The following is a 19,943-nucleotide window of genomic DNA, read 5'->3' on the forward strand; positions in this document are numbered from 1 at the left end:
ATGACTGGCTATATCCCAACTCTCGAACAAGTCGACGAACTGCATCATCGCATCGCCCCCAGCGACGCAGCCTATGATCTGATCCACCGCCACTGCGTCATCGTGGCTCGGATCGCACGTGCGCTCGCTCGCAGACAGAACGCGTTGTTCACCCGGCGTTGCACGTTGCCGCAGGATGCCGCGGAACTGGCCGGACGTTGCGGGGCGGCGGCATCGGATGCGAACACCGAGGCGCAGCATGTGGTGCCGCCTTCCGACAATGTGATCGGAGGCAAGGTGCCGCCCCGGCTCATCGACGAGCATCTGGTGGTCATCGGCGGTCTGCTGCATGATATCGGCACCTATCGTGTGCTCAAGCACGACGGTACGGACGGCGAACCATTGCAGTTCAATGGGCCCGAATACATCAAACATGGCATTCTGGGCTACGAGTACCTGCTGGAGCAGGGTGTGGCGGAAGAGATCGCGCAATTCGCGCGCAACCACACCGGTGTCGGCCTGACCAAGGATGACGTGGTGCGTCAGGGTCTGCCGCTGCCGCCTGCGGATTATGTGCCTGTGAATCTCGAGCAGGAGCTGGTGATGGTGGCCGACAAGTACAACAGCAAGTCGCTGCCGCCCAAGTTCCTCACCGCCGGCGCGTATACGGCGCGTGCCGAACGGTTCGGCGAGGAGAACAAGCAACGCTGGCTGGATCTGCTGGATCAGTATGGTGTGGTGGATGTGGAGCCGATGGCCGCCGAATACGGCATGGTGCTCAAGCGTTGATTACCGCAGCCGCTGCAGCCCGGTGGTACAACCAATAACAACCAATAACGGCGTGGGCGGATATGATTTCCGCCCACGCCGTTATTGGTGTTCTACGATGTTGCGCCGGTTTGGATCGGGCCTCAGTCGGTCAGGTCGTAGACCTTCTGGGCCGCACTGGCCACGGCATCGTCGCTGGTGACGATGATGACCACGCGCTTGGGGTCGCGGCTGCGGGCGATGCGCCGCAGCAGTTCCAGCAGTTCGGCGGCATCGGACTCGCTCAGCCCCTTGGTCGGCTCGTCGAGAATCACGGTTTCCGCGTCGCAGCATAGCGCGCGTGCGATGGCCACGCGGCGTTGGTCGAGCGGGGACAGTTCGCTCACCTTCTTGCCGCTGGTCGCTTCGGTGTATCCAACGCTTTGCAGCATTTCACGGGCGATCACCGGCTTGGGCTTGAGGAAGCCGCGGCCCGAGCCGTTCATGGCGTACAGCAGGCTGCCTTCGGCATCGAGGTCGCCGCGCACCGCATACCGCTGTGGCACCAGTCCGAGACGGTGCCCGCGCAGTTCGCCGAGTTCCAATTCGGTGAAATTCGAGCTTTTCGACATCACTTCGCCGGAGGTGGGGGCCATGAACGCGCCCATAACGGCCATCAGCGTGGTGCGCTGCTCGGGATCGTCCTCATCGCTAAGCACCTTGACCGCATACAGCGTGCCCGTATAGAAGGCCATCGACAGGTCGTCAAGCACATGACGGCCTGTTTTGCGTGCGGTTGTGGTGACATGGTTCAACGAGAACGTGGGGTACGACTTGAGCAGCACGCGGTCGCGCACCTGCCTGTCAAGACGATGGTTCGTGGTGGCGTAGGCGCGTTCGGTTGCGGCATTGGTCTTGCTTGCGTCCTTGCCTTTGGCCAGCCGCATGGTCTGGTCGACGTGGCTGGCGTTGGCGGAGGTCGCCGTGGCGTTGGCGTCGGTGTCGACGGCAGGCTTGGCGGCCTTGTCCGCATCGTCTTGCGCCGTGCCTGCGGCGGGTTGTGCGGGTGCCTCGCCGAAGCTGCCGGCGTCGTCGTATTCGACGCTGAACTCAAGGGACTCGATATCGCCGCTGGCATGCTGGTCGCCGGTGTGCTGGTCGTTGAGGTCGTTGCTCATGGTTTCGTCCTTATCGATATCGTTGCTCATGCCTTCGCCTCCGTTGCCGGGCCTGCCGGCTTGAAGAGATTGGCGGTGCGGAAGACCACCGGGCCGAACAGTGCCACGACGGCGAGAATCGCGATGCCGCCCAGCGAGTTGCGGATGGCCGACGATACGATCGCCGTACTCATTGGTGTGGCGAATCCGCACAATGCCTTGCCGATCGGCTGCGCGGCGAATCCGCCGATAAGCAGACCGAGCGCGATGGGCACCACGGTCAGCATCAGGGTTTCCACAATGAACTGCCAGGCGAGACGCGGTTTGGTGACACCGGTGATCAGGCCCATGCCGATTTCGTCGCGGCGGACGATCCAGGTGCGCATGATGGTGATGATCACCAGCAGCACACCACCGACAGCCAGCAGCACGATCTGGGCGATGCGCATCCACGATGCGGTGCTGTCGAGCGGTTCGAGTTTCTTGTTGTAGGCGTCCAAAGACGGCGAGGAGAGCTCATAGCCCTTGGGCATGGACTTCTTGGCCAGTTTGGCGAAGGTCTGGTAGTCGGCCGGGCTGCTGAGCAGGAAGGTGATGTCGAGGTCCGGCATGGCCCAGGTGCCCTTCGGGGACTTTTCCGGGTCGAGGCCGTTGGTGTATGCGGTGGCGTATGCCGTGTAGATCACGTTGTCGGGATTCTGCTTGGCCAGCGTGTACGACTTGGCGGTGGCGGGGTTTGCATACTTGTAGATGCCCTGCACGGTATAGGTGTATTTCTTCGAGGCGTCGGTCGGATTCGCCACGGTGAATGTGGAGCCGACCGTCAGCTTGTTCTTGTCGGCCAGGGCTTTCGAAATCAGTGCGCCGGTGAATTTGGTGTCGGTGTACTTGAGCTTCTTGCCCTTGACCAGGGTGATTTCGCCGAGATCGTTGTTTTTCAAGGCTTTGGCGTCGTAGAAGCTGCGTAGCAGCAGTTCGCCGCCGGTGTTGTCGGCGGATTCGTCGGCGGTTCCGGCGATGGCCTTCAGCGAGTCGCTTTGGCGTACCGGGACGGTTTCGGCGAAGGAGTAGGTGAACGAGAGCGACTTGCTCTGTGCCGCTACGGCGATGGGGGAGTAGTCGGTGAAGGTCAGATAGTGTTCGGTTGTGGCTTTGGCATCGTCGCCTTTCATCTGGGACTGCAGCTTTGCGCCCGGCCTGATTACGGCGGTAGGCTTCTGTGCCTGGTATTCGGTGCCGTGGGCGGCGGTCTGCTTGGTCAGTACCGCGGCGGAGGTGATGGTGCCGAACGACATGATCAGCGCCAGTATGACGGTCAGGATGGAATACGCCCGGTGCCTGCCGAGGGCATGCCAGGCGTTGGTGAGAACGAACATGTGATGGTTTCTCCAGTTCTCTCAAGGCTTATACAACGGTTAGTTCCAACTTAAGACAGTAGGCTGGATTTGTTGGAGGTTATCTCGCCCAATGCTGGTACGAGGCTCGGTGAAGTCTGGGAGATTCCTGAGAATTTCTGTAATCGTGTGGACGGGCGTGCTGCTTTGTGCGTGGAGGGTCGGAGCGTTAGTTGATGCTGGTGCCGCGCAGGGTGAGTTTGGTGGCGAATTTCAGCATGAACGGAACGGGGGAGATGCCCCTGTTGTTAAGTTCCTTGTCGAGGATTTCCGCGGCGGCGCTGCCCATCTGCTCGGTGTACACCGTGACGGCGCTGAGCTGCGGGAATACCTGCTTGGCGATGGCGGTGTCGTTGAACGAGATGAGGCTTACCTGCTCGGGCACCTTGATGCCGGCTTCCTGCAGCGCCCGCAGCGCGCCGATGGCCAGTGAATCGTTGGCGATGAAGAACGCCTGCGGCAGGTCGCGCGGATGGTCCTTGATGGCCTGTTTCATCAGCCGGTAGCCGTCGCTGGTGGTGAAGTTGCCGACGTACATATTCGCCGGGTTGTACAGCTTCCATTCGGTCAGATAGTTGCGGAACGTGTAGTAGCGTCGGTCGGCAAGCTTGGAGGATTTGTCGGCCGTATACTCCTCGCCGGCGATCATGCCGATATTGGTTTGCTTATGGCGTAGGAAGTGGTCGACCACGCTGGTGACGGAATTGATGAAGTCAGGCATGATGCAGGTGAATCCAGCGTTCAGGGTGTCGCTGTCGACGAACACGATGTGCTTGTTCAGCTTGCCGAGTGTGCGCACCTGTTCGGAGCTGAACTTACCGACGGCGATGATGCCGTCGGCGTCTTCGAAATCGGCGTGGGACGAATCGTTGAACACGCGTGTGATGGCGTAGCCGAGCTCTTCGAGCCGACGTTCGATGCCGATGCGGATGGAATAGTAGTAGAGATCCTGCAGCTCCTGGCGTTCGGTGTACCACTGGACGACAACGACGCGGCGTTGCTTCTTGGCTTTCCCGCCGGCTTTGCGGTGCTTTTTGTAGCCGAGCTGTTCGGCGGTGGCGAAGATCTTCTTGCGGGTGTTCTCGTTGACCGACATGGTCGCGTCTTCATTGAGCACACGGGATACGGTGGCGATGGAGACTCCGACGATGGTGGCGATGTCTTTGATGGTGGGGGCTTTGCCCTTCCGCTTGGTATCCGTCATCGTGATCTCCTTCTGTGCCGTAGGCCGTAGAGCGAGGAGGCTGTTCCATTATGGCACAGAATTTTAGTAAACATACAGGTTCTCAGGTATAGCCGCTACACTACAGGAGTAGGACGTCAAAGAGGCCGTCCCACACAACCACAGATCCGCGTGCCGAATTTTCCTCTTCCCCCATCGGTGCGCGGTATGCTTTCTCAACGGCCTCTCCCGACGGAACGGTACAAGACGTTCATATCCAGCATAGGGATTATTTACTAAAATATTTTGTAAAGAAATTGTGTAGTTAAGTTGGCTATGAATATTAAAATGGGGCAAAAGCCTGAAATATAGCCAAATATCCTTGTTAAGTAAAAAATTTTGAGAAAGCGTAAAACTAGGTAAAATTGTTGGCAACAGCAGCTAAAAAACGAAGGAGTTTCTCATGGACACTGCCGAACTGAACGTTAAATTCCAGGAAGTCTTTGGCGCACAGCCTGATGCCACATTCTTCTCCCCGGGCCGCATCAATCTGATCGGCGAGCACACCGACTACAACGGCGGTCACGTGTTCCCCGCCGCGATCACCCTGGGTACCTACGGCGCGGCCCGCAAGCGCGATGACAACAAGCTGCGCTTCTATTCCGCCAACTTCGAAGAGGTCGGCATCGTCGAATCCCGTCTCGACGAGCTGGTCTACAAGAAGGAAGACAACTGGACTAACTACGCCAAGGGCGTGCTGAAGTTCCTCGGCGAAGAAGGCCACGCCATCACCAGCGGCATGGACGTGTTCGTCTACGGCAACATCCCGAACGGCTCCGGCCTGAGCTCCTCCGCATCGCTGGAACTGCTCATCGGCATCATCGCGCAGGAACTGTTCGACCTGAAGCTGGAACGCGTCGACCTGGTCAAGATCGGCAAGCGCACCGAGAACGAGTTCATCGGCGTCAACTCCGGCATCATGGATCAGTTCGCCATTGGCATGGGCGCCGAGAACAAGGCGATCTACCTGGACACCAACACGCTGGTCTACGACCTGGTGCCGCTGGACCTGGGCGACAACGTCATCGTCATCATGAACACCAACAAGCGCCGCGAATTGGCCGACTCCAAGTACAACGAGCGTCGCGCCGAATGCGAGAAGGCCGTTGAGGAGCTCAACGCCAAGCTCAACATCAAGACGCTGGGCGAGCTGGACGAGGCAAGCTTCGACGAGTACGCCTACCTCATCAAGGACGGCAACCGCATTCGCCGCGCCCGCCATGCCGTTTCGGAGAACCAGCGCACGCTGAAGGCCCGTAAGGCGCTGGAATCCGGCGATCTCGACCGTTTCGGCCGTTTGATGAACGCCTCCCACGTCTCGCTGGAGCAGGACTACGAAGTCACCGGTCTTGAGCTGGACACCCTGGTGCACACCGCCTGGGAGCAGGACGGTGTGATCGGCGCCCGTATGACCGGCGCCGGCTTCGGCGGCTGCGCCATCGCCATCGTGAACAAAGACAAGGTCAACGCGTTCACCAAGGCCGTCGGCACCAAGTACGAGGAAGTCGTCGGCTACGCCCCGGCCTTCTACATCGCCGAGATCGCAGGCGGCTCCCGCGTGCTGTCCCGCAACAACTGATGCAGCCATCGGCTCCCGAAGGAGCCTAGGATAATCGTGCGCGGCCCCGCCCGCCGTGCGCCGCGCACGATTCCAGCCGCCCGCCGTGCGTGGGCGGCATCGCGACGGGCGATATATGACTATGAACCATTGGATACGAGGTAAGGAAGGCCTGACATGGCACAAGGGTTGGTGGACGAATTCGTCAGCCAGGTGATCGCCAACAGCGATTACGAGGAAGTCGATCGCGTATATCTCACGAATCGCGTTATGGCGATCGTCGGCGAGGACGGTGCCGACGCGCCAGCTACCGCCGATGCCAACGACATCGTCGATCTGAAGGAAGAGCTTGCCGATCTGGCCGCACGCAACGGCAAGGTCGGCGACACCGCGGCGGAGAAGGACACCGTCGGCGCCCAGCTGATGGACTTCATCACCCCGGCCCCAAGCGTGGTGAACCGCACCTTCTGGAGCACCTACGAGCAGGACCCGGCCAAGGCCATCGCCGACTTCTACGCGATGAGCAAGCGCAACGATTACGTCAAGACCAAGGCCATCGCCAAGAACATCTACTTCCCGGTGCCCACCGAATACGGCGACATCGAAATCACCATCAATCTGTCCAAGCCGGAAAAGGACCCGAAGGCCATTGCCGCCGCCAAGAACGCGAAGACCTCCAGCTACCCCAAGTGCCAGCTGTGCATCGAGAACGAAGGCTACCAGGGCCGCATCAACCACCCGGCGCGTGCGAACCACCGCGTGGTGCGTTTCGACATGGACGGCGAAGGCTGGGGCTTCCAGTACTCCCCGTACGCCTACTTCAACGAGCACTGCATCTTCTTCTACGGCAAGCATGAGCCGATGAAGATCAGCAAGGAGACCTTCCACCGCCTGCTCGGCATCGTTGAACAGTTCCCCGGCTACTTCGCCGGCTCCAACGCCGACCTGCCGATCGTCGGCGGATCCATCCTCGCCCATGAGCATTACCAGGGCGGCCGCCACACCTTCGCCATGGAGAAGGCCCCGGTCGAGACGGAATTCACCTTCGACGGCTTCGAAGGCGTGAAGGCCGGCATCGTCAAGTGGCCGATGTCCGTGATTCGACTGGCAGGCAAGAACTGCGATGAGATGGTCGAGCTGGCCTCCAAGATCCTCGACGCATGGCGTTCATACTCCGACCCCGATGCGCAGGTGCTCGCCGAATCCAACGGCGAACCGCACCACACCATCACGCCGATCGCACGCAGGAAGGGCGACGAATACGAGCTCGACCTGGTGCTGCGCGACAATCAGACCTCCGAGGAGTTCCCCGACGGCATCTACCACCCGCACCCGGATGTGCAACACATCAAGAAGGAGAACATCGGCCTGATCGAGGTCATGGGTCTGGCCATCCTTCCGCCGCGCCTGCAGAAGGAGCTCGCCGAGGTCGAAAAGTTCGTGCTCGGCCGCGACAACGACATTGCCGAGTATCATCGTGCATGGGCGGAAGAAATCAAGCGGTCTCATCCCGAAGCGACGGAAGACACCGTCACCGGCATCGTCCAGGATGCCGTGGGCAAGGTCTTCAGCCGCGTGCTGGAAGACGCGGGTGTGTACAAGCGCACCCCTGAAGGCAAGGCCGCGTTCATGAAGTTTGTTCAAACCCTCGGAACAAAGGAGAAGTAAACAATGACTGTTATGGTCCTCGGTGGAGCCGGTTACATCGGCTCCCACATGGTTGACCGACTGGTCGCAGCCGGCAAGGAGAAGGTCGTCGTCGTGGACAGCCTGGTGACCGGCCACCGCGCCGCAGTGAACCCGGCCGCGAAGTTCTACCAGGGCGATCTGGCCGATCAGGAGTTCATGCGCGGCGTGTTCCGCGAGAACCCGGACATCGACGCCGTGATCCACTTCGCCGCGTTCTCCCTGGTTGCGGAATCCATGAAGGAACCGCTGAAGTACTTCGACAACAACACCGCCGGCATGGTCAAGCTGCTTGAGGTGATGAAGGAGTTCGGCGTCAAGAAGATCGTGTTCTCCTCCACCGCCGCCACCTATGGCATTCCGGAGAAGATGCCGATTCGTGAGGATGACCCGCAGAAGCCGATCAACCCGTACGGCGAGAGCAAGCTCATGATGGAGAAGATCATGCGCTGGTGCGATCAGGCCTACGGCATCAAGTTCGTGGCCCTGCGCTACTTCAACGTCGCCGGTGCCAAGCCGGACGGATCCATCGGTGAGGATCACGGCCCCGAAACCCACCTGCTGCCGATCGTGCTGCAGGTCGCCCAGGGCAAGCGTGACAAGCTGATGATCTTCGGCGACGACTACAACACCCCCGACGGCACCAACGTGCGCGACTATGTACACCCCTTCGATCTGGCCGACGCGCACATCCTCGCCGTCGACTACCTGCGTGCCGGCAATGAGTCCAACGCCTTCAACCTCGGTTCCTCCACAGGCTTCTCGAACCTGCAGATTCTTGAGGCAGCCCGCAAGGTGACCGGCAAGGAGATCCCCGCTGAGATGGCACCGCGCCGCCCCGGCGACCCGGACACCCTGATCGCCGCTTCCGATAAGGCCCGCACCGTGCTCGGCTGGAAGCCGCAGTTCGACAACATCGACAAGATCATCGAGACCGCTTGGGCATGGCATTCCACCCACCCGAACGGGTACGACGATCGTAAGTGATTTCGGCGCAATCGCCGCAGCAGGGCCTTCCTTCGGGGAGGCCCTGTTTGTTTAGTAAACAAAGTAACGATTGCTAAATCCACGGTAAACTTGTTTACAAGGAAAGTTCACAGAGCAAGGAGGCTCCCATGGATGGCGCAAGCTCGATACAGAGCGCGGACCTGAGCTGGCTTGACAAGCCGGACGTGTTCCGCGTGAACCGCTTGGACGCGCACAGCGATCACCGGTGCTATGCCACGCAGGACGAGGCGGAACGCGACAGCAGCGGTCTGATCATGCCACTCGACGGCACTTGGAAATTCAAGTATTCCCCCAACCCGCAGGCGCGACCCGTCGATTTCCACCAGCTGGCCGAGGCGCCCGCCGACTTCGACGACATCGCAGTGCCGGGGCATATCGAAATGGCGGGATATGACAAGAACCAGTACATCAACACCATGTACCCGTGGGAGGGCCGTAAGTATCGCCGCCCTGCCGGCTTGACGCCAGACGATCCCGGCATCGGCACGTTCTCCGACGCCGACGACAATCCGGTCGGCTCCTACATGCGCACCTTCACCCTGCCCGAACATATGCGCGGCCAGCGCATCCACGTGGTGTTCGAAGGCGTAGAGCAGGCGTTCTACCTGTGGCTCAACGGGCATTTCGTCGGATATGCGGAAGACACCTTCACGCCGTCCGAATTCGACCTGACCCCGTATATCAACGAGACCGGCGCCAACACCATCGCATGCGAGGTGTTCAAACGCTCTACCGCGGCATGGGTCGAAGACCAGGACTTTTTCCGTTTCTTCGGCATCTTCCGCCCCGTGAAGCTTGTGGCACTGCCCAAGATCCATGTGGACGACATCGCCGTACGTTCCCTGCTGAGCGACGATCTGCAGACGGGAACCATCACCGTCGATATGCGGCTGAGTGCCAAGGACGCCGCTGATTTCGCCGGCGCCCAGGCGGAAGTGGTCGTAACCGATCCGCAAGGCACTCGCATTGCGTCTCAGACCAGCTCACCGGAAACCGATGGCGACGCCACCCTCGCGTTCACCAGCATTGCCGCCCCGCAGTTGTGGGACAACGGCAGCCCGAACCTGTACCGCGTCGACGTGCGCCTCATCGACGCCTCCGGCAAGACCTGTGAGATCGCCCAAGTGGATACCGGTTTCAGGAAGCTGGTGCGTGACGGCGTGAAGGTCACGCTCAACGGTCACCGGCTCTATATCCTCGGCGTCAACCGCCATGAGTGGAACGCCGATTCCGGCCGCTGCATCACCATGGACGACATGCACCGCGACATCGATACGATGCTGCGCAACAACATCAACGCCGTGCGTACCTGCCACTACCCGGATCGGTTGGAATGGTACCGTCTGTGCGACGAGCACGGCATCTACGTGATGGCCGAGACCAACCTGGAATCCCACGGCACCTGGCAGAAGATGGGAATCGTCGAGCCTTCATACAACGTGCCGGGCAACAGCAGCGTATGGGAGAAGGTCGTGGTCGACCGCGCCACCACGCAGTATGAGATGCTCAAGAACCACCCGTCCATCCTGTTCTGGTCCATGGGCAACGAGTCGTATGCCGGCACCGCCATCGCGGCGATGGACGCCTACTACAAGAGCAAGCAGGACGGCCGCCTGACGCATTACGAGGGCGTGGTTCACAACCGTGCGTTCGAAGACGTCATCTCCGACTTGGAAAGCCGCATGTACGATACGCCGGAAGGCGCGCGCAAGTATCTGAGCGAGCAGCCGAAGAAGCCGTACATTCTGTGCGAGTTCATGCATGACATGGGCAATTCGCTGGGCGGCTTCGGCGACTACATGGAGCTGTTCGACGATTGCGAAGGGTTCCTCGGCGGGTTCATCTGGGATTACATCGACCAGCAGCTGTACGCGCCCGATCCGCTGACGGGCGAGAAGATGCTGTGCTACGGCGGCGATTTCGACGATCGCTGCTCCGACTACGAATTCTCCGGTGATGGTCTGCTGTTCGCCGACCGCACGGAGAAGCCGGCCATGCAGGAAGTCAAGTATTACTACGGAAGGTACGCAGATGGAAATCGTATTCGGTGATGTGGTGACGGGCGTCCACGGCGACGGCTTCGAATACCTGTTCTCATGGCAGGCCGGTGGCCCGGTCTCGTTCAATATCGGCGGCCGTGAATGGCTGTATCGTGCGCCGCGTCCGGCGTTGTGGCGCGCCACCACCGACAACGACCGTGGCAATGGATTCCCGGTCAAGTCGGCAATGTGGATGGGCGCGGATATGTTCGCCACATGTTCCAAGATCGAGCTGAGCGTTGACGGCGAGCCGGTGGACAATCCGCTTGCGCCGGACAACAACTCGTATGGCGGCCCGGTGCAGGCGCAGACCATGACCATGACCTACACCTACACGCTGCCTGTTGTGCCGGCGACCACGGTGACGGTGGCCTACACCGTTACCTCTGACGGCACAATCGGCGTAACGGTGCGTTACGAGGGCAAGGAAGGCCTGCCCGAGCTGCCGGTGTTCGGCCTGCGCTTCGTGATGCCGACCCCGGCCAAAGGATTCACCTATACCGGGCTTTCCGGCGAAACCTACCCCGACCGCATGGCCGGTGGGGTGCCGGGGGAGTACACGGTTGAAGGCATGCCGGTCACCCCATACCTGGTGCCGCAGGACTGCGGTATGCATATGCGCACCGAACGGGTTACGGTGACGCGCGATGCCGTGCTCGACAACGCAAGGCGTGGCGACCGCAGCGAATTCTCGCTGACCTTCGCCCAGGGGGAGGATGGCGTACCGTTCGCCTTCTCCTGCCTGCCGTATACGCCGGAAGAAATCGAGAACGCCACGCATCCCAACGAGCTGCCGCCGGCACGCCGCACGGTGCTGACGGTATGCGGCGCAGTGCGTGGCGTGGGCGGCATCGATAGCTGGGGCTCCGACGTGAGGCCCGACTATCACATCGATGCGCAGGAAAACCACGAGTTCAGTTTTAGGATTGAACTATAGTTTTAGCGAAAACCAAGAAGCACGAGGCGGCATCCGATGGGTGCCGTCTCGTTGTTATCGTTGGAATACGGCCATTGGGGAGGACTGGTAAACAAGAGCAGCAAAGGACGTTTTTAAGTAAAAAGATACGTTTCAGTAAAAAAGCGTATTATCGTAAACATTGTACATATTAGGAGAAGCAAGGAGGCTTCGCATGAGCAACGGCAGCTCTGCTGAACAATCCAGAAGCAAAGTAATGACTTCGCGCATCGCATACGCGACCGGCGCATTCGGACATGACATCTTCTACGCCACACTGTCGACGTATCTGATCATGTTCATCACCTCTCACCTGTTCAACTCGGGTGATGCGGCACATAACAACCGCATGGTGCTGTACATCACCACCATCATCGCCGTACTGCGTATCGTCGAGCTGTTCATCGACCCGTTCATCGGCAACATGATCGACAACACCACCACCAAGTGGGGCAAGTTCAAGCCGTGGGTCGTCGGCGGCGGTGTGGTCAGCTCCGTTGCCCTGATGGTGCTGTTCACCGATATGGGCGGCCTCAACGAGACCAACCCGATGCTCTACCTGGCCATCTTCGCGGTGCTGTACATCGTGATGGATATCTTCTATTCCTTCAAGGACATCAGCTTCTGGTCCATGGTCCCGGCCCTGACCTTCAGCTCCGAAGAGCGTGAGAAGACCGCAACCTTCGCCCGTGTCGGCTCCACCATCGGCGGCAACATCGTCGGCGTCGTGATCATGCCGATCGTCCTCTTCTTCTCCGTCACCAAGTCCGGCTCCGGCGATAAGAACGGCTGGTTCTGGTTCGCCTTCATCGTGGCCCTCATCGGCATCATCTCCGTGATCTGCGTCGCCCTCGGCACCCACGAGGTCGACTCCACGCTGCGCCAGAACAAGACCAAGACGGGCTTCAAGGACGTGTTCCGCATGCTGCTCAAGAACGATCAGCTCATGGCCATCGCCCTGTCCTACCTCGCCTACACCACCGGCGTAGCCATCCTGAACGCCTCCGAGCTGTACTACTTCCAGTACATTCTCGGCGACGCCAGCAAGTTCTCCATCCTGGCCACCATCAACACCCTGGTCGGCCTGGTCTCCGTTTCGCTGTTCCCGAAGCTCGCTCAGCAGTTCAGCCGCCGCAACGTGTTCGTTGTCTGCCTGGGCATTATGCTCGCCGGCATCGTGCTCTTCTTCTTCGCCGGCAAGTCCCTGGCCCTCGTGCTGGTCGCCGCCGAGCTGTTCTTCATCCCGCAGCCGCTGGTGTTCCTCGTGGTCCTCATGACCATCACCGATTGCGTCGAATACGGCCAGCTCAAGCTCGGCCACCGCGATGAGGCCCTGACCCTCTCCGTCCGCCCGCTGCTCGATAAGTTCGGTGGCGCCGTGTCCAACTGGGTTATCGGCTTCGCCGCCGTCGCCGCAGGCATGACCGCCGGTTCCGAAAACCATGTCAGTGCCCAGGGCGAGATGAACTTCAAGCTCATCGTGTTCGTGGCCCCGCTGGTGCTCATCGTCATCGGCCTGCTCATCTTCCTCACCCGCGTCAAGCTGACCGAGGAGAAGCACGCCGAGATCGTGGCCGAACTGGAGAAGACCTGGGGCAAGGACGCGCTGGGCGCCAACGCCTCCGCCGAAGACGAGGCCACCATTGCCTCCGCGACCGAGGAAGCCGGTAGCACTCCAACAAAGTAAGCCATTCATGGAATTGCCGGTAGGTAGTCATACAAGCCGGCAATCCCCTCGACCCCACTAAGCGGCATCCATCGCATAAGCCGCTTGGTGCAGTAGCGGCCACCGCTTGCAGTTTCCCCCTTTCCCTGTGAGCGGCCGCTATAGAGGCCGGAGCCTTGCATTATGCAGGGCTCCGGCCTTATGCGTGGTTTTGCAATGGTTCTGCGTGGTTCCGTATGCAAGCGGCGCACAATCTGCCTGCCGAAATCGGCGGGTGGGGCATGCTAAGGTTGCAAGTAAATTCATTTAGCTAGCGTGATGGTTGGGAAGGCTGGGATCCGATGGCCACAATTAAGGAAATCGCGAAGCATACAGGCTTTTCGCAGGCCACGGTGTCGAGGATTCTGAACGACGACCCCTCGTTCTCTGTCAAGGAATCCACCCGGCAGAAGGTGTTAAACGCCAGTCTTGAACTGGGCTACGAGAACGTCTCGCAGTACCAGCGCATCATTATTCCGCGAGACATTGCGATTCTGAACAACGTTGTTCCCGACAAGGGGCTGCAGGACGCATATTTTGAAGAATTGCGCGAAGTGCTGACCCGGCAGGCCAAAGAACAGCGCATGAATGCGACGATCTACGACGATATCGACGACCTGATCGCACACGGCGGCGATTATGCCGGCTTCATCTCGATGGGCCCCGCGGTGCTGCCGCCGGAAACGCTGCACAGGCTGCATCAGGCGCTGCCCCACGGCGTCTTCATCGACATTAATCCGGCGCCGAATCTCTTCGATTCCGTACAGCCAGACCTGGAACAGATCGTGCTCGACGCGCTCGACGCGTTGAAGGCCGATGGGTGCCGCCGCATCGGTTTCATCGGCGGTGCGGGCACCATGATGGGGGAGCACTCGTACCCCGAGGATGTTCGTCGTTTCGCGTTCTGCAACTGGAGCGCACGGTTGGATCTGGACACGGAGGGACTGGTCTACGCCGACGGCCCGTTTACCGTCGCCAACGGGCGTGAGCAGGGGGAGCGGCTGATTCGCGACCATGCCGATGATCTGCCGGATGCCGTGCTGGTGGCCGCCGATACGCTTGCCGTGGGGCTGCTGCAGGCGTTTGCGGCCAAGAGCATTCTGGTGCCGCGCGATATCAAGGTGGTCAGCATCAATAATCAGGAGGTGGCGAAATACACCTCTCCAGCGCTTTCGTCGTATGACATCGACAAGGAGGAACTGACGCGCGCCGCGGTGCTGATGCTCGCCGAATCGCTGGTCAGCAAGCGCAGTGTGAAACAGCACACCTGCATCTCCTCGCATCTGGTGGTGCGTGACAGTTTTGCCCCCGAACGGTAGTTCTGCGCTTTGGGATGCGCAGGCCGCCGATGACGATAGCGGCGTGTGGTTGTATAAACCGGCGATATGAGACGCTGCTGGGGCGTTGTGAGGTGTCCGCACGACGGCTGTGTGACAGTAAGTAAAAATATTTAATCAAAGTACGTGTCACCCGTTCGTTTCACCGAAAGCATAGATGTTATCAGAGGTTGCAATCGATGCGTTCATGTCCCAAAAATCATTGATTGGTGTTGCGTTGTTCCCCATCATCTGCGGGAATTATTGAATATTTTGTTTAGTAAACATTTTTATTCAATGAAATAAAAGATGTACAGTCGTATACACGATCAATGGATGATCTAGAGATCTTCTAAGGAGAAGAAGTCATGGGAAATGAACAAACCCTCGCCAGCGGCGGCGCCCAGCGTGGCAAAATCGGCCAGCGTGTGGCATACGCATTCGGCAACCTCGGCCAGTCCGCGTTCTACAACGCACTGAGCACCTACTTCATCGTATACGTGACCAGCTGCCTGTTCTCCGGCGTCGAAAAAGGCGTCGCAGCCAAACTGATCGGCGTTATCACCAGCCTTGTCGTCATCATCCGTATCGCGGAGATTTTCATTGATCCGCTGCTGGGCAACATCGTGGACAACACCACCACCAAGTGGGGCCGCTTCCGCCCGTGGCAGTTCCTGGGCGGCCTGGTCTCCGCCCTGCTGCTCGTGGTGATCTACACCGGCATGTTCGGCCTGGTCAACGTGAACACCACCTGGTTCATCGTGCTGTTCGTCATCTGCTTCGTCGTGCTCGACGTGTTCTACTCCCTGCGCGACATCTCCTACTGGGGTATGATCCCGGCACTGTCCTCCGACTCGCATGAGCGCTCCACCTACACTGCCCTCGGCTCCTTCACCGGTTCCATCGGCTACAACGGCATCACCGTCGTCGTGATTCCGATCGTCACCTACTTCAGCTGGGTATTCACCGGTTCCCACGCCGAAAGCCAGAGCGGATGGACCGCCTTCGGCATCATCGTGGGCTTGCTTGGCATCCTGACCGCGTGGTCCGTAGCCTTCGGCACCAAGGAAAGCCAGAGCGCCCTGCGTTCCAAGGCGCAGAAGAACGGCGGTCCGCTGCAGGCGTTCAAGGCTCTGTTCCAGAACGACCAGCTGCTGTGGGTCGCACTGAGCTACCTGCTGTACGCCATCGCCAACGTGGCCACCACCGGCGTGCTGATCTTCCTGTTCAAGTTCGTGCTGGACAATCAGGCCGCCTACTCCATGACCGGCATCATCGCGTTGGTCGCCGGCCTGGTCATGGCGCCGCTGTACCCGATCCTCAACAAGCGCATCCCGCGCCGCTACCTGTATATCGGTGGCATGACCTCCATGATCATCGCCTACATCATGCTCGGCATCTTCTCCAACAACATGATCATGGTGTTCGTGGCGCTGGTGCTCTTCTATGTGCCGGGCACGATGATCCAGATGACCGCCATTCTCTCCCTGACCGATTCCATCGAATACGGTCAGCTCAAGAACGGCAAGCGCAACGAGGCCGTCACCCTGTCCGTGCGCCCGATGCTCGACAAGATCGGCGGCGCCATGTCCAACGGCATCGTTGGCTTCATCGCCATCGCCGCCGGCATGACCGGCGACGCGACCGCGGCCGATATGACCGCCGCGAACATCAACACCTTTAAGACCTGCGCGTTCTATGTGCCGCTGGTGCTGATCGTGCTGAGCCTGCTGGTGTTCATGTTCAAGGTGAAGATCAGCGAGAAGATGCATGACGATATCGTCAAGCAGCTGGAGGCCAAGCTGGCCGCTGGCGAGATCGAAAGCGACGACGAGTCCTCCGCCGATGTTGAGGATGCGCCCGCCGAAGCCGCCGGTTCCGGTGCGGCTGCTTCCGGTTCCGCCGCGTGACCTTGCTATTACTACTTAACTGACCCCTTCCTATAACAGGGCGGTCGATATGGACGAAATCCGAGTGGAATTCGTCCATATCGACCGCCTTTTCCATGTGCGGCGTAGTGGGGAAGCGGGGGAGTGGGGTGGTGGAGGTGCGGCGGAAGCTGGGGATGAAATACGGAAAGGCCGCGACCCTGTTGAGTCGTGGCCTTGTGGGAGTCCGTATGAAAGGTGATCGGCGTTGGGCCGGTTACCTAGACAAATGAAATCACTTGTTGATGATGCGCTTGAACAGGTCGGAGGAGGCCTTGGCGAGGGCGAACTGGTAGAAGCCCGGATCGACGGAGGCGAGGTTGCTGTTCAGGATCTGGTCGAGAGTGTTGTTCTTCATGGTTATTCCTTTCGTGCGCGGCCTTGTTTTGCTTGTTTCTGGTATCGTTCTTGCGGCCGCATGTGCGTCGTGCTTGCATTCGGGGTATTCCCGTTGCGTGGGGTGCCGCTGCACCGGCTTTGCCTGGTTTGTTGAGCGACATCGTGAAGTCTTGTTCTTTTCTGTTGTGATTTCAGTATATGCCTGTTCATTGGTGTAATCATGCTGTAGTCGTTGATTTTTTTGTATATTTATCGGGTAATCTTGAAATGAACACACAGTATGTTCTGTTCCGGTGCTTTGACCACTGCGTTTCACGAGAAACCGCCCTGTAGCGCGGGCGGTGCGGAAAAATGCCGTACGCCTGTTTCGGGGCTGAACAACAGCGATACGTAGGGTTTGAGGATGTCGGAATGGGCTTGATAGTACAATGCCGAAGGGCGTATACCCGGATATAAGGTGTGCGTGTATGTATGTGCAATCGAAACCGACTGGTTGCCGGTGACGGATTCGTGGGATTCGCGGGCATGACCGCTACAAGCCGGCCGACCGCGAGTCGAGCCGGAAGCAGTCGGGTTTATATATAAGCGTTGAAACGAGGCAGATGTGGTAGGAATGCGCGATGTGGCGAAACAGGCCGGTGTCTCGCTGAGCACCGTGTCTTTGGTGGTCAATGGCACGGGTTACGTTTCCGACGACATGCGTGATCGCGTGCAACGCGCCATGGAGTCGCTGCATTATGTGCCGAACGATCTTGCGCGCAATTTCTCGCAGAATCGCGCCAATACGATCGGCATCATCGTGCCGACGATTCGGCATCCGTTTTTTGCCACGCTTACCGCAGACCTGCAGCATGTATTGGCGGGGAAGGGATTGCAGACGCTGCTGTGTTCCACCGCCGACGCGGCGCATGGCGAAGCGGCATACGTCGATATGCTTCGCAGGCGATTGATGGACGGCATCGTAATGGGCGCTCACACCGAGCATGCGCCGGATTACTGGACGTCGATTCATCGTCCGGTTATCGCATTCGATCGTACGTTGGGGGAGGGGATTCCCTCAATCGGGTCCGACCATGTGCAGGGCGGGCGGATGATCGCCGATCTGCTGATTCGCACGGGTGCGCGTCATGTTGCGGTGATCGGCGGGCCTCATACGCAATTCAAGGAAGACGACGTGCGTACCACATTCCCGACGGTACGCTATCACCTGGTTTTGGAGCATGAACTGGCCAAGGTCGGCGTGCGCTACGAGTACATCGAGGCTGGCGAGGTTATGGATTTCTCCGGCTATGCCGCTGCCGTGCGCAGTGTATTCGATCGTGCACCCGACGATGCGGTGGACGCGGTGGTGAGTTCGGATATCGGTGCGGCGCTGTGCGTGCGTGAGGCGATACGCCGTGGCGTGAACGTTCCTGACGATATGCAGATCGTGGCGTATGACGGCACGTATCTTGCCGATATGGCCGGCATGCCGCTCACTGTGGTGCGGCAGGATTTTCAGGCTCTGACGAGCAGTGTCGCGGACTGCATGATGCGGCTTATTGACGGGAAAGCAGGCGATGGCAGCGTTGATGATGGCGACGACAGTGGTGATGCCGTTTCCGATGTATCGTCGCATGGTGCATTTGGCATAGGGGAGGCGGAACATTTGATACCTGTTTCGTTGATCGCCGGAGCGACTACGCGCGAGTAGCTGTCGATATGCCGTCTGCCACGTGAAACACAGATATGTTTCATGTGAAACATATCGCGTGAAACACTATGGCTTGTGCCGGTCGCCTGTGACGAGTCTATGGCGGACCTATGTTTCAGGATCGAAATCCCGTGCCGGCTCTTCCCGGAAACGGGTGATGACGCTACTTGAGCTCCCGAACCGACCCGCGGTCTACGAATTCTGGAGGAATGACCGTTTTGACGCCGACTGCGATCTTCTCGCCGTTGTGCTGCCGCTCGATCATGGCGAACGCCTCACGCCCCAGCTCGTGGAAGCGAAGCCGCATCGTAGTCAATTCCAGCCGTGGCACCATGCCTTCGAGCGAGTCATCGACGCCGATGATGCTTATGTCTTCGGGAACCCGTTTACCTGCGGCACGCAATCCGAGCATCGCGCCGTATGCCATCTGATCGTTCGCCGCATACACTGCGGTGCATTCCTTTTCGTGGGCAAGCGCCAGACCTGCCTGGTATCCGCTGTCGGCTCCCCAATCGCCGATGTAAAGGGGAGGTATTGCGGCTCCGACTTGGGCAAGGGCGTCATGCCATCCCCTGATGCGGCTTTGCGCCGCGCGGGAAGTGGAAGGGCCCGCTATGTGGTACACGGTATGGTGCCCTTTGGAAAGCAGATAATCCACGGCTGCGGTGGAACACCCGTATGAGTCGGAATCGATGGTGACGCAGTTGTCGGCCGGTTCTTCGGAAATCAACACGACCGGCAGATTCTGCGGTGGCGTGAATTGATTGAAATCGGGGAAATCTCGTTCCATAATGACGATCACGCCGTCGAGCGGAAGATCTTCCACGAGTTTCAAGGCACCGGCCAGGGAACGATCCTGCAAGGTGTCGAGTGTGCGGATGGTAGTGGAATAGCCATGTTTCGCGGCCGTGCTGACTATGCCTTCGAGAATGCGGGCATTGCCGAAGGCCGACATATGGGAAAGCAGCACGCCGATATTATTGAACCGCCCGCTTTTGAGCGCTCGCGCGGCATAATTCGGGCGGTACCCAAGTTTTTTCATGGCCTCTTCTACACGGCTTTGCGTTTCGGGGCGAACGGCGGCGCTGCCGTTCGCGACGCGTGATACGGTCTGCGGGGAGACACCGGCTTCCTTGGCGACGTCTTGCAACGATACGGAGCTACGAGCCATGAGCCTATGTTTCCTTCTGCTGAATCAGGTGGTTGTCTGCTTCTGC

General features: G+C 59.4%; 15 protein-coding genes. 10 read left to right on the forward strand and 5 right to left on the reverse strand.

Features of this window, described 5'->3' with window-relative positions:
- A complete protein-coding gene (locus BBAG_RS00275; protein WP_033509152.1) occupies positions 1–768 on the forward strand; it encodes an HD domain-containing protein in 768 nt (255 codons plus the stop codon).
- A gap of 122 nt (positions 769–890) precedes the next feature.
- Here the strand turns inward: BBAG_RS00275 and BBAG_RS00280 are convergent, their stop codons facing one another.
- The 3 genes from BBAG_RS00280 to BBAG_RS00290 form a co-directional block, all read right to left on the reverse strand.
- Positions 891–1,934: an ATP-binding cassette domain-containing protein gene (locus tag BBAG_RS00280; RefSeq protein ID WP_003825387.1), complete on the reverse strand. Its 1,044-nt coding sequence runs from the start codon at positions 1,932–1,934 to the stop codon at positions 891–893.
- Positions 1,931–3,259, reverse strand: coding sequence for an ABC transporter permease (locus BBAG_RS00285; RefSeq protein ID WP_003825389.1), 1,329 nt, complete (start codon positions 3,257–3,259; stop codon positions 1,931–1,933). The genes BBAG_RS00280 and BBAG_RS00285 overlap by 4 nt, the downstream gene beginning before the upstream one ends.
- A 187-nt stretch (positions 3,260–3,446) precedes the next feature.
- Positions 3,447–4,481: a LacI family DNA-binding transcriptional regulator gene (locus tag BBAG_RS00290; RefSeq protein WP_003825391.1), complete on the reverse strand. Its 1,035-nt coding sequence runs from the start codon at positions 4,479–4,481 to the stop codon at positions 3,447–3,449.
- 421 nt (positions 4,482–4,902) lie between these two features.
- On the opposite strand from BBAG_RS00290, the gene BBAG_RS00295 reads away from it, so the two are divergent.
- The 8 genes from BBAG_RS00295 to BBAG_RS00330 all read left to right on the forward strand — a co-directional run bounded on the left by BBAG_RS00295 (position 4,903) and on the right by BBAG_RS00330 (position 16,676).
- On the forward strand, positions 4,903–6,078 hold the full coding sequence (locus BBAG_RS00295) for a galactokinase (RefSeq protein ID WP_003825392.1): 1,176 nt from the start codon (positions 4,903–4,905) through the stop codon (positions 6,076–6,078).
- A 156-nt stretch (positions 6,079–6,234) separates the two neighbouring features.
- Entirely contained in the window at positions 6,235–7,725 is a 1,491-nt protein-coding gene (gene galT / locus BBAG_RS00300) for a UDP-glucose--hexose-1-phosphate uridylyltransferase (protein WP_003825394.1), read from the forward strand.
- Between the two features lie 3 nt (positions 7,726–7,728).
- Positions 7,729–8,730: a UDP-glucose 4-epimerase GalE gene (gene galE / locus BBAG_RS00305; protein WP_003825395.1), complete on the forward strand. Its 1,002-nt coding sequence runs from the start codon at positions 7,729–7,731 to the stop codon at positions 8,728–8,730.
- Between the two features lie 128 nt (positions 8,731–8,858).
- On the forward strand, positions 8,859–10,802 hold the full coding sequence (locus BBAG_RS00310) for a glycoside hydrolase family 2 TIM barrel-domain containing protein (RefSeq protein ID WP_003825398.1): 1,944 nt from the start codon (positions 8,859–8,861) through the stop codon (positions 10,800–10,802).
- On the forward strand, positions 10,783–11,727 hold the full coding sequence (locus BBAG_RS00315; RefSeq protein WP_003825399.1) for a beta-galactosidase small subunit: 945 nt from the start codon (positions 10,783–10,785) through the stop codon (positions 11,725–11,727). Before BBAG_RS00310 ends, BBAG_RS00315 begins: the two co-directional genes overlap by 20 nt.
- Before the next feature lie 193 nt (positions 11,728–11,920).
- The gene (locus tag BBAG_RS00320; RefSeq protein ID WP_081443747.1) at positions 11,921–13,432 is read left to right on the forward strand and encodes a glycoside-pentoside-hexuronide (GPH):cation symporter; all 1,512 of its coding nucleotides are present in this window, start codon (positions 11,921–11,923) and stop codon (positions 13,430–13,432) included.
- 320 nt (positions 13,433–13,752) lie between these two features.
- Positions 13,753–14,769, forward strand: coding sequence for a LacI family DNA-binding transcriptional regulator (locus BBAG_RS00325; RefSeq protein WP_003825401.1), 1,017 nt, complete (start codon positions 13,753–13,755; stop codon positions 14,767–14,769).
- A 365-nt stretch (positions 14,770–15,134) separates the two neighbouring features.
- The gene (locus BBAG_RS00330; RefSeq protein WP_003825402.1) at positions 15,135–16,676 is read left to right on the forward strand and encodes a glycoside-pentoside-hexuronide (GPH):cation symporter; all 1,542 of its coding nucleotides are present in this window, start codon (positions 15,135–15,137) and stop codon (positions 16,674–16,676) included.
- Positions 16,677–16,929: 253 nt separating this feature from the next.
- Here BBAG_RS00330 and BBAG_RS08760 read toward each other — a convergent pair whose 3' ends face one another.
- Complete coding sequence (locus BBAG_RS08760) at positions 16,930–17,052, reverse strand: hypothetical protein (RefSeq protein ID WP_003825405.1); 123 nt, start codon at positions 17,050–17,052, stop codon at positions 16,930–16,932.
- Between the two features lie 585 nt (positions 17,053–17,637).
- On the opposite strand from BBAG_RS08760, the gene BBAG_RS00335 reads away from it, so the two are divergent.
- Positions 17,638–18,726 carry a LacI family DNA-binding transcriptional regulator gene (locus BBAG_RS00335; protein ID WP_033509154.1) on the forward strand — a complete coding sequence of 363 codons (1,089 nt, stop codon included), beginning with the start codon at positions 17,638–17,640 and terminating at the stop codon, positions 18,724–18,726.
- A 163-nt stretch (positions 18,727–18,889) separates the two neighbouring features.
- On the opposite strand, the gene BBAG_RS00340 is transcribed toward BBAG_RS00335, so the two are convergent.
- The gene (locus tag BBAG_RS00340; RefSeq protein WP_003825408.1) at positions 18,890–19,897 is read right to left on the reverse strand and encodes a LacI family DNA-binding transcriptional regulator; all 1,008 of its coding nucleotides are present in this window, start codon (positions 19,895–19,897) and stop codon (positions 18,890–18,892) included.
- Positions 19,898–19,943: the final 46 nt, after the last annotated feature.

It is taken from the genome of Bifidobacterium angulatum DSM 20098 = JCM 7096 (assembly GCF_001025155.1).
Lineage (GTDB): Bacteria > Actinomycetota > Actinomycetes > Actinomycetales > Bifidobacteriaceae > Bifidobacterium > Bifidobacterium angulatum.

Excerpts from the sequence above, each read along its gene's own strand:
- BBAG_RS00275 (WP_033509152.1), top strand. The coding sequence starts at position 1 with ATGACTGGCTATATCCCAACTCTCGAACAAGTCGACGAACTGCATCAT.
- BBAG_RS00280 (WP_003825387.1), bottom strand. The coding sequence starts at position 1,934 with ATGAGCAACGATATCGATAAGGACGAAACCATGAGCAACGACCTCAAC.
- BBAG_RS00285 (WP_003825389.1), bottom strand. The coding sequence starts at position 3,259 with ATGTTCGTTCTCACCAACGCCTGGCATGCCCTCGGCAGGCACCGGGCG.
- BBAG_RS00290 (WP_003825391.1), bottom strand. The coding sequence starts at position 4,481 with ATGACGGATACCAAGCGGAAGGGCAAAGCCCCCACCATCAAAGACATC.
- BBAG_RS00295 (WP_003825392.1), top strand. The coding sequence starts at position 4,903 with ATGGACACTGCCGAACTGAACGTTAAATTCCAGGAAGTCTTTGGCGCA.
- galT (WP_003825394.1), top strand. The coding sequence starts at position 6,235 with ATGGCACAAGGGTTGGTGGACGAATTCGTCAGCCAGGTGATCGCCAAC.
- galE (WP_003825395.1), top strand. The coding sequence starts at position 7,729 with ATGACTGTTATGGTCCTCGGTGGAGCCGGTTACATCGGCTCCCACATG.
- BBAG_RS00310 (WP_003825398.1), top strand. The coding sequence starts at position 8,859 with ATGGATGGCGCAAGCTCGATACAGAGCGCGGACCTGAGCTGGCTTGAC.
- BBAG_RS00315 (WP_003825399.1), top strand. The coding sequence starts at position 10,783 with ATGGAAATCGTATTCGGTGATGTGGTGACGGGCGTCCACGGCGACGGC.
- BBAG_RS00320 (WP_081443747.1), top strand. The coding sequence starts at position 11,921 with ATGAGCAACGGCAGCTCTGCTGAACAATCCAGAAGCAAAGTAATGACT.
- BBAG_RS00325 (WP_003825401.1), top strand. The coding sequence starts at position 13,753 with ATGGCCACAATTAAGGAAATCGCGAAGCATACAGGCTTTTCGCAGGCC.
- BBAG_RS00330 (WP_003825402.1), top strand. The coding sequence starts at position 15,135 with ATGGGAAATGAACAAACCCTCGCCAGCGGCGGCGCCCAGCGTGGCAAA.
- BBAG_RS08760 (WP_003825405.1), bottom strand. The coding sequence starts at position 17,052 with ATGAAGAACAACACTCTCGACCAGATCCTGAACAGCAACCTCGCCTCC.
- BBAG_RS00340 (WP_003825408.1), bottom strand. The coding sequence starts at position 19,897 with ATGGCTCGTAGCTCCGTATCGTTGCAAGACGTCGCCAAGGAAGCCGGT.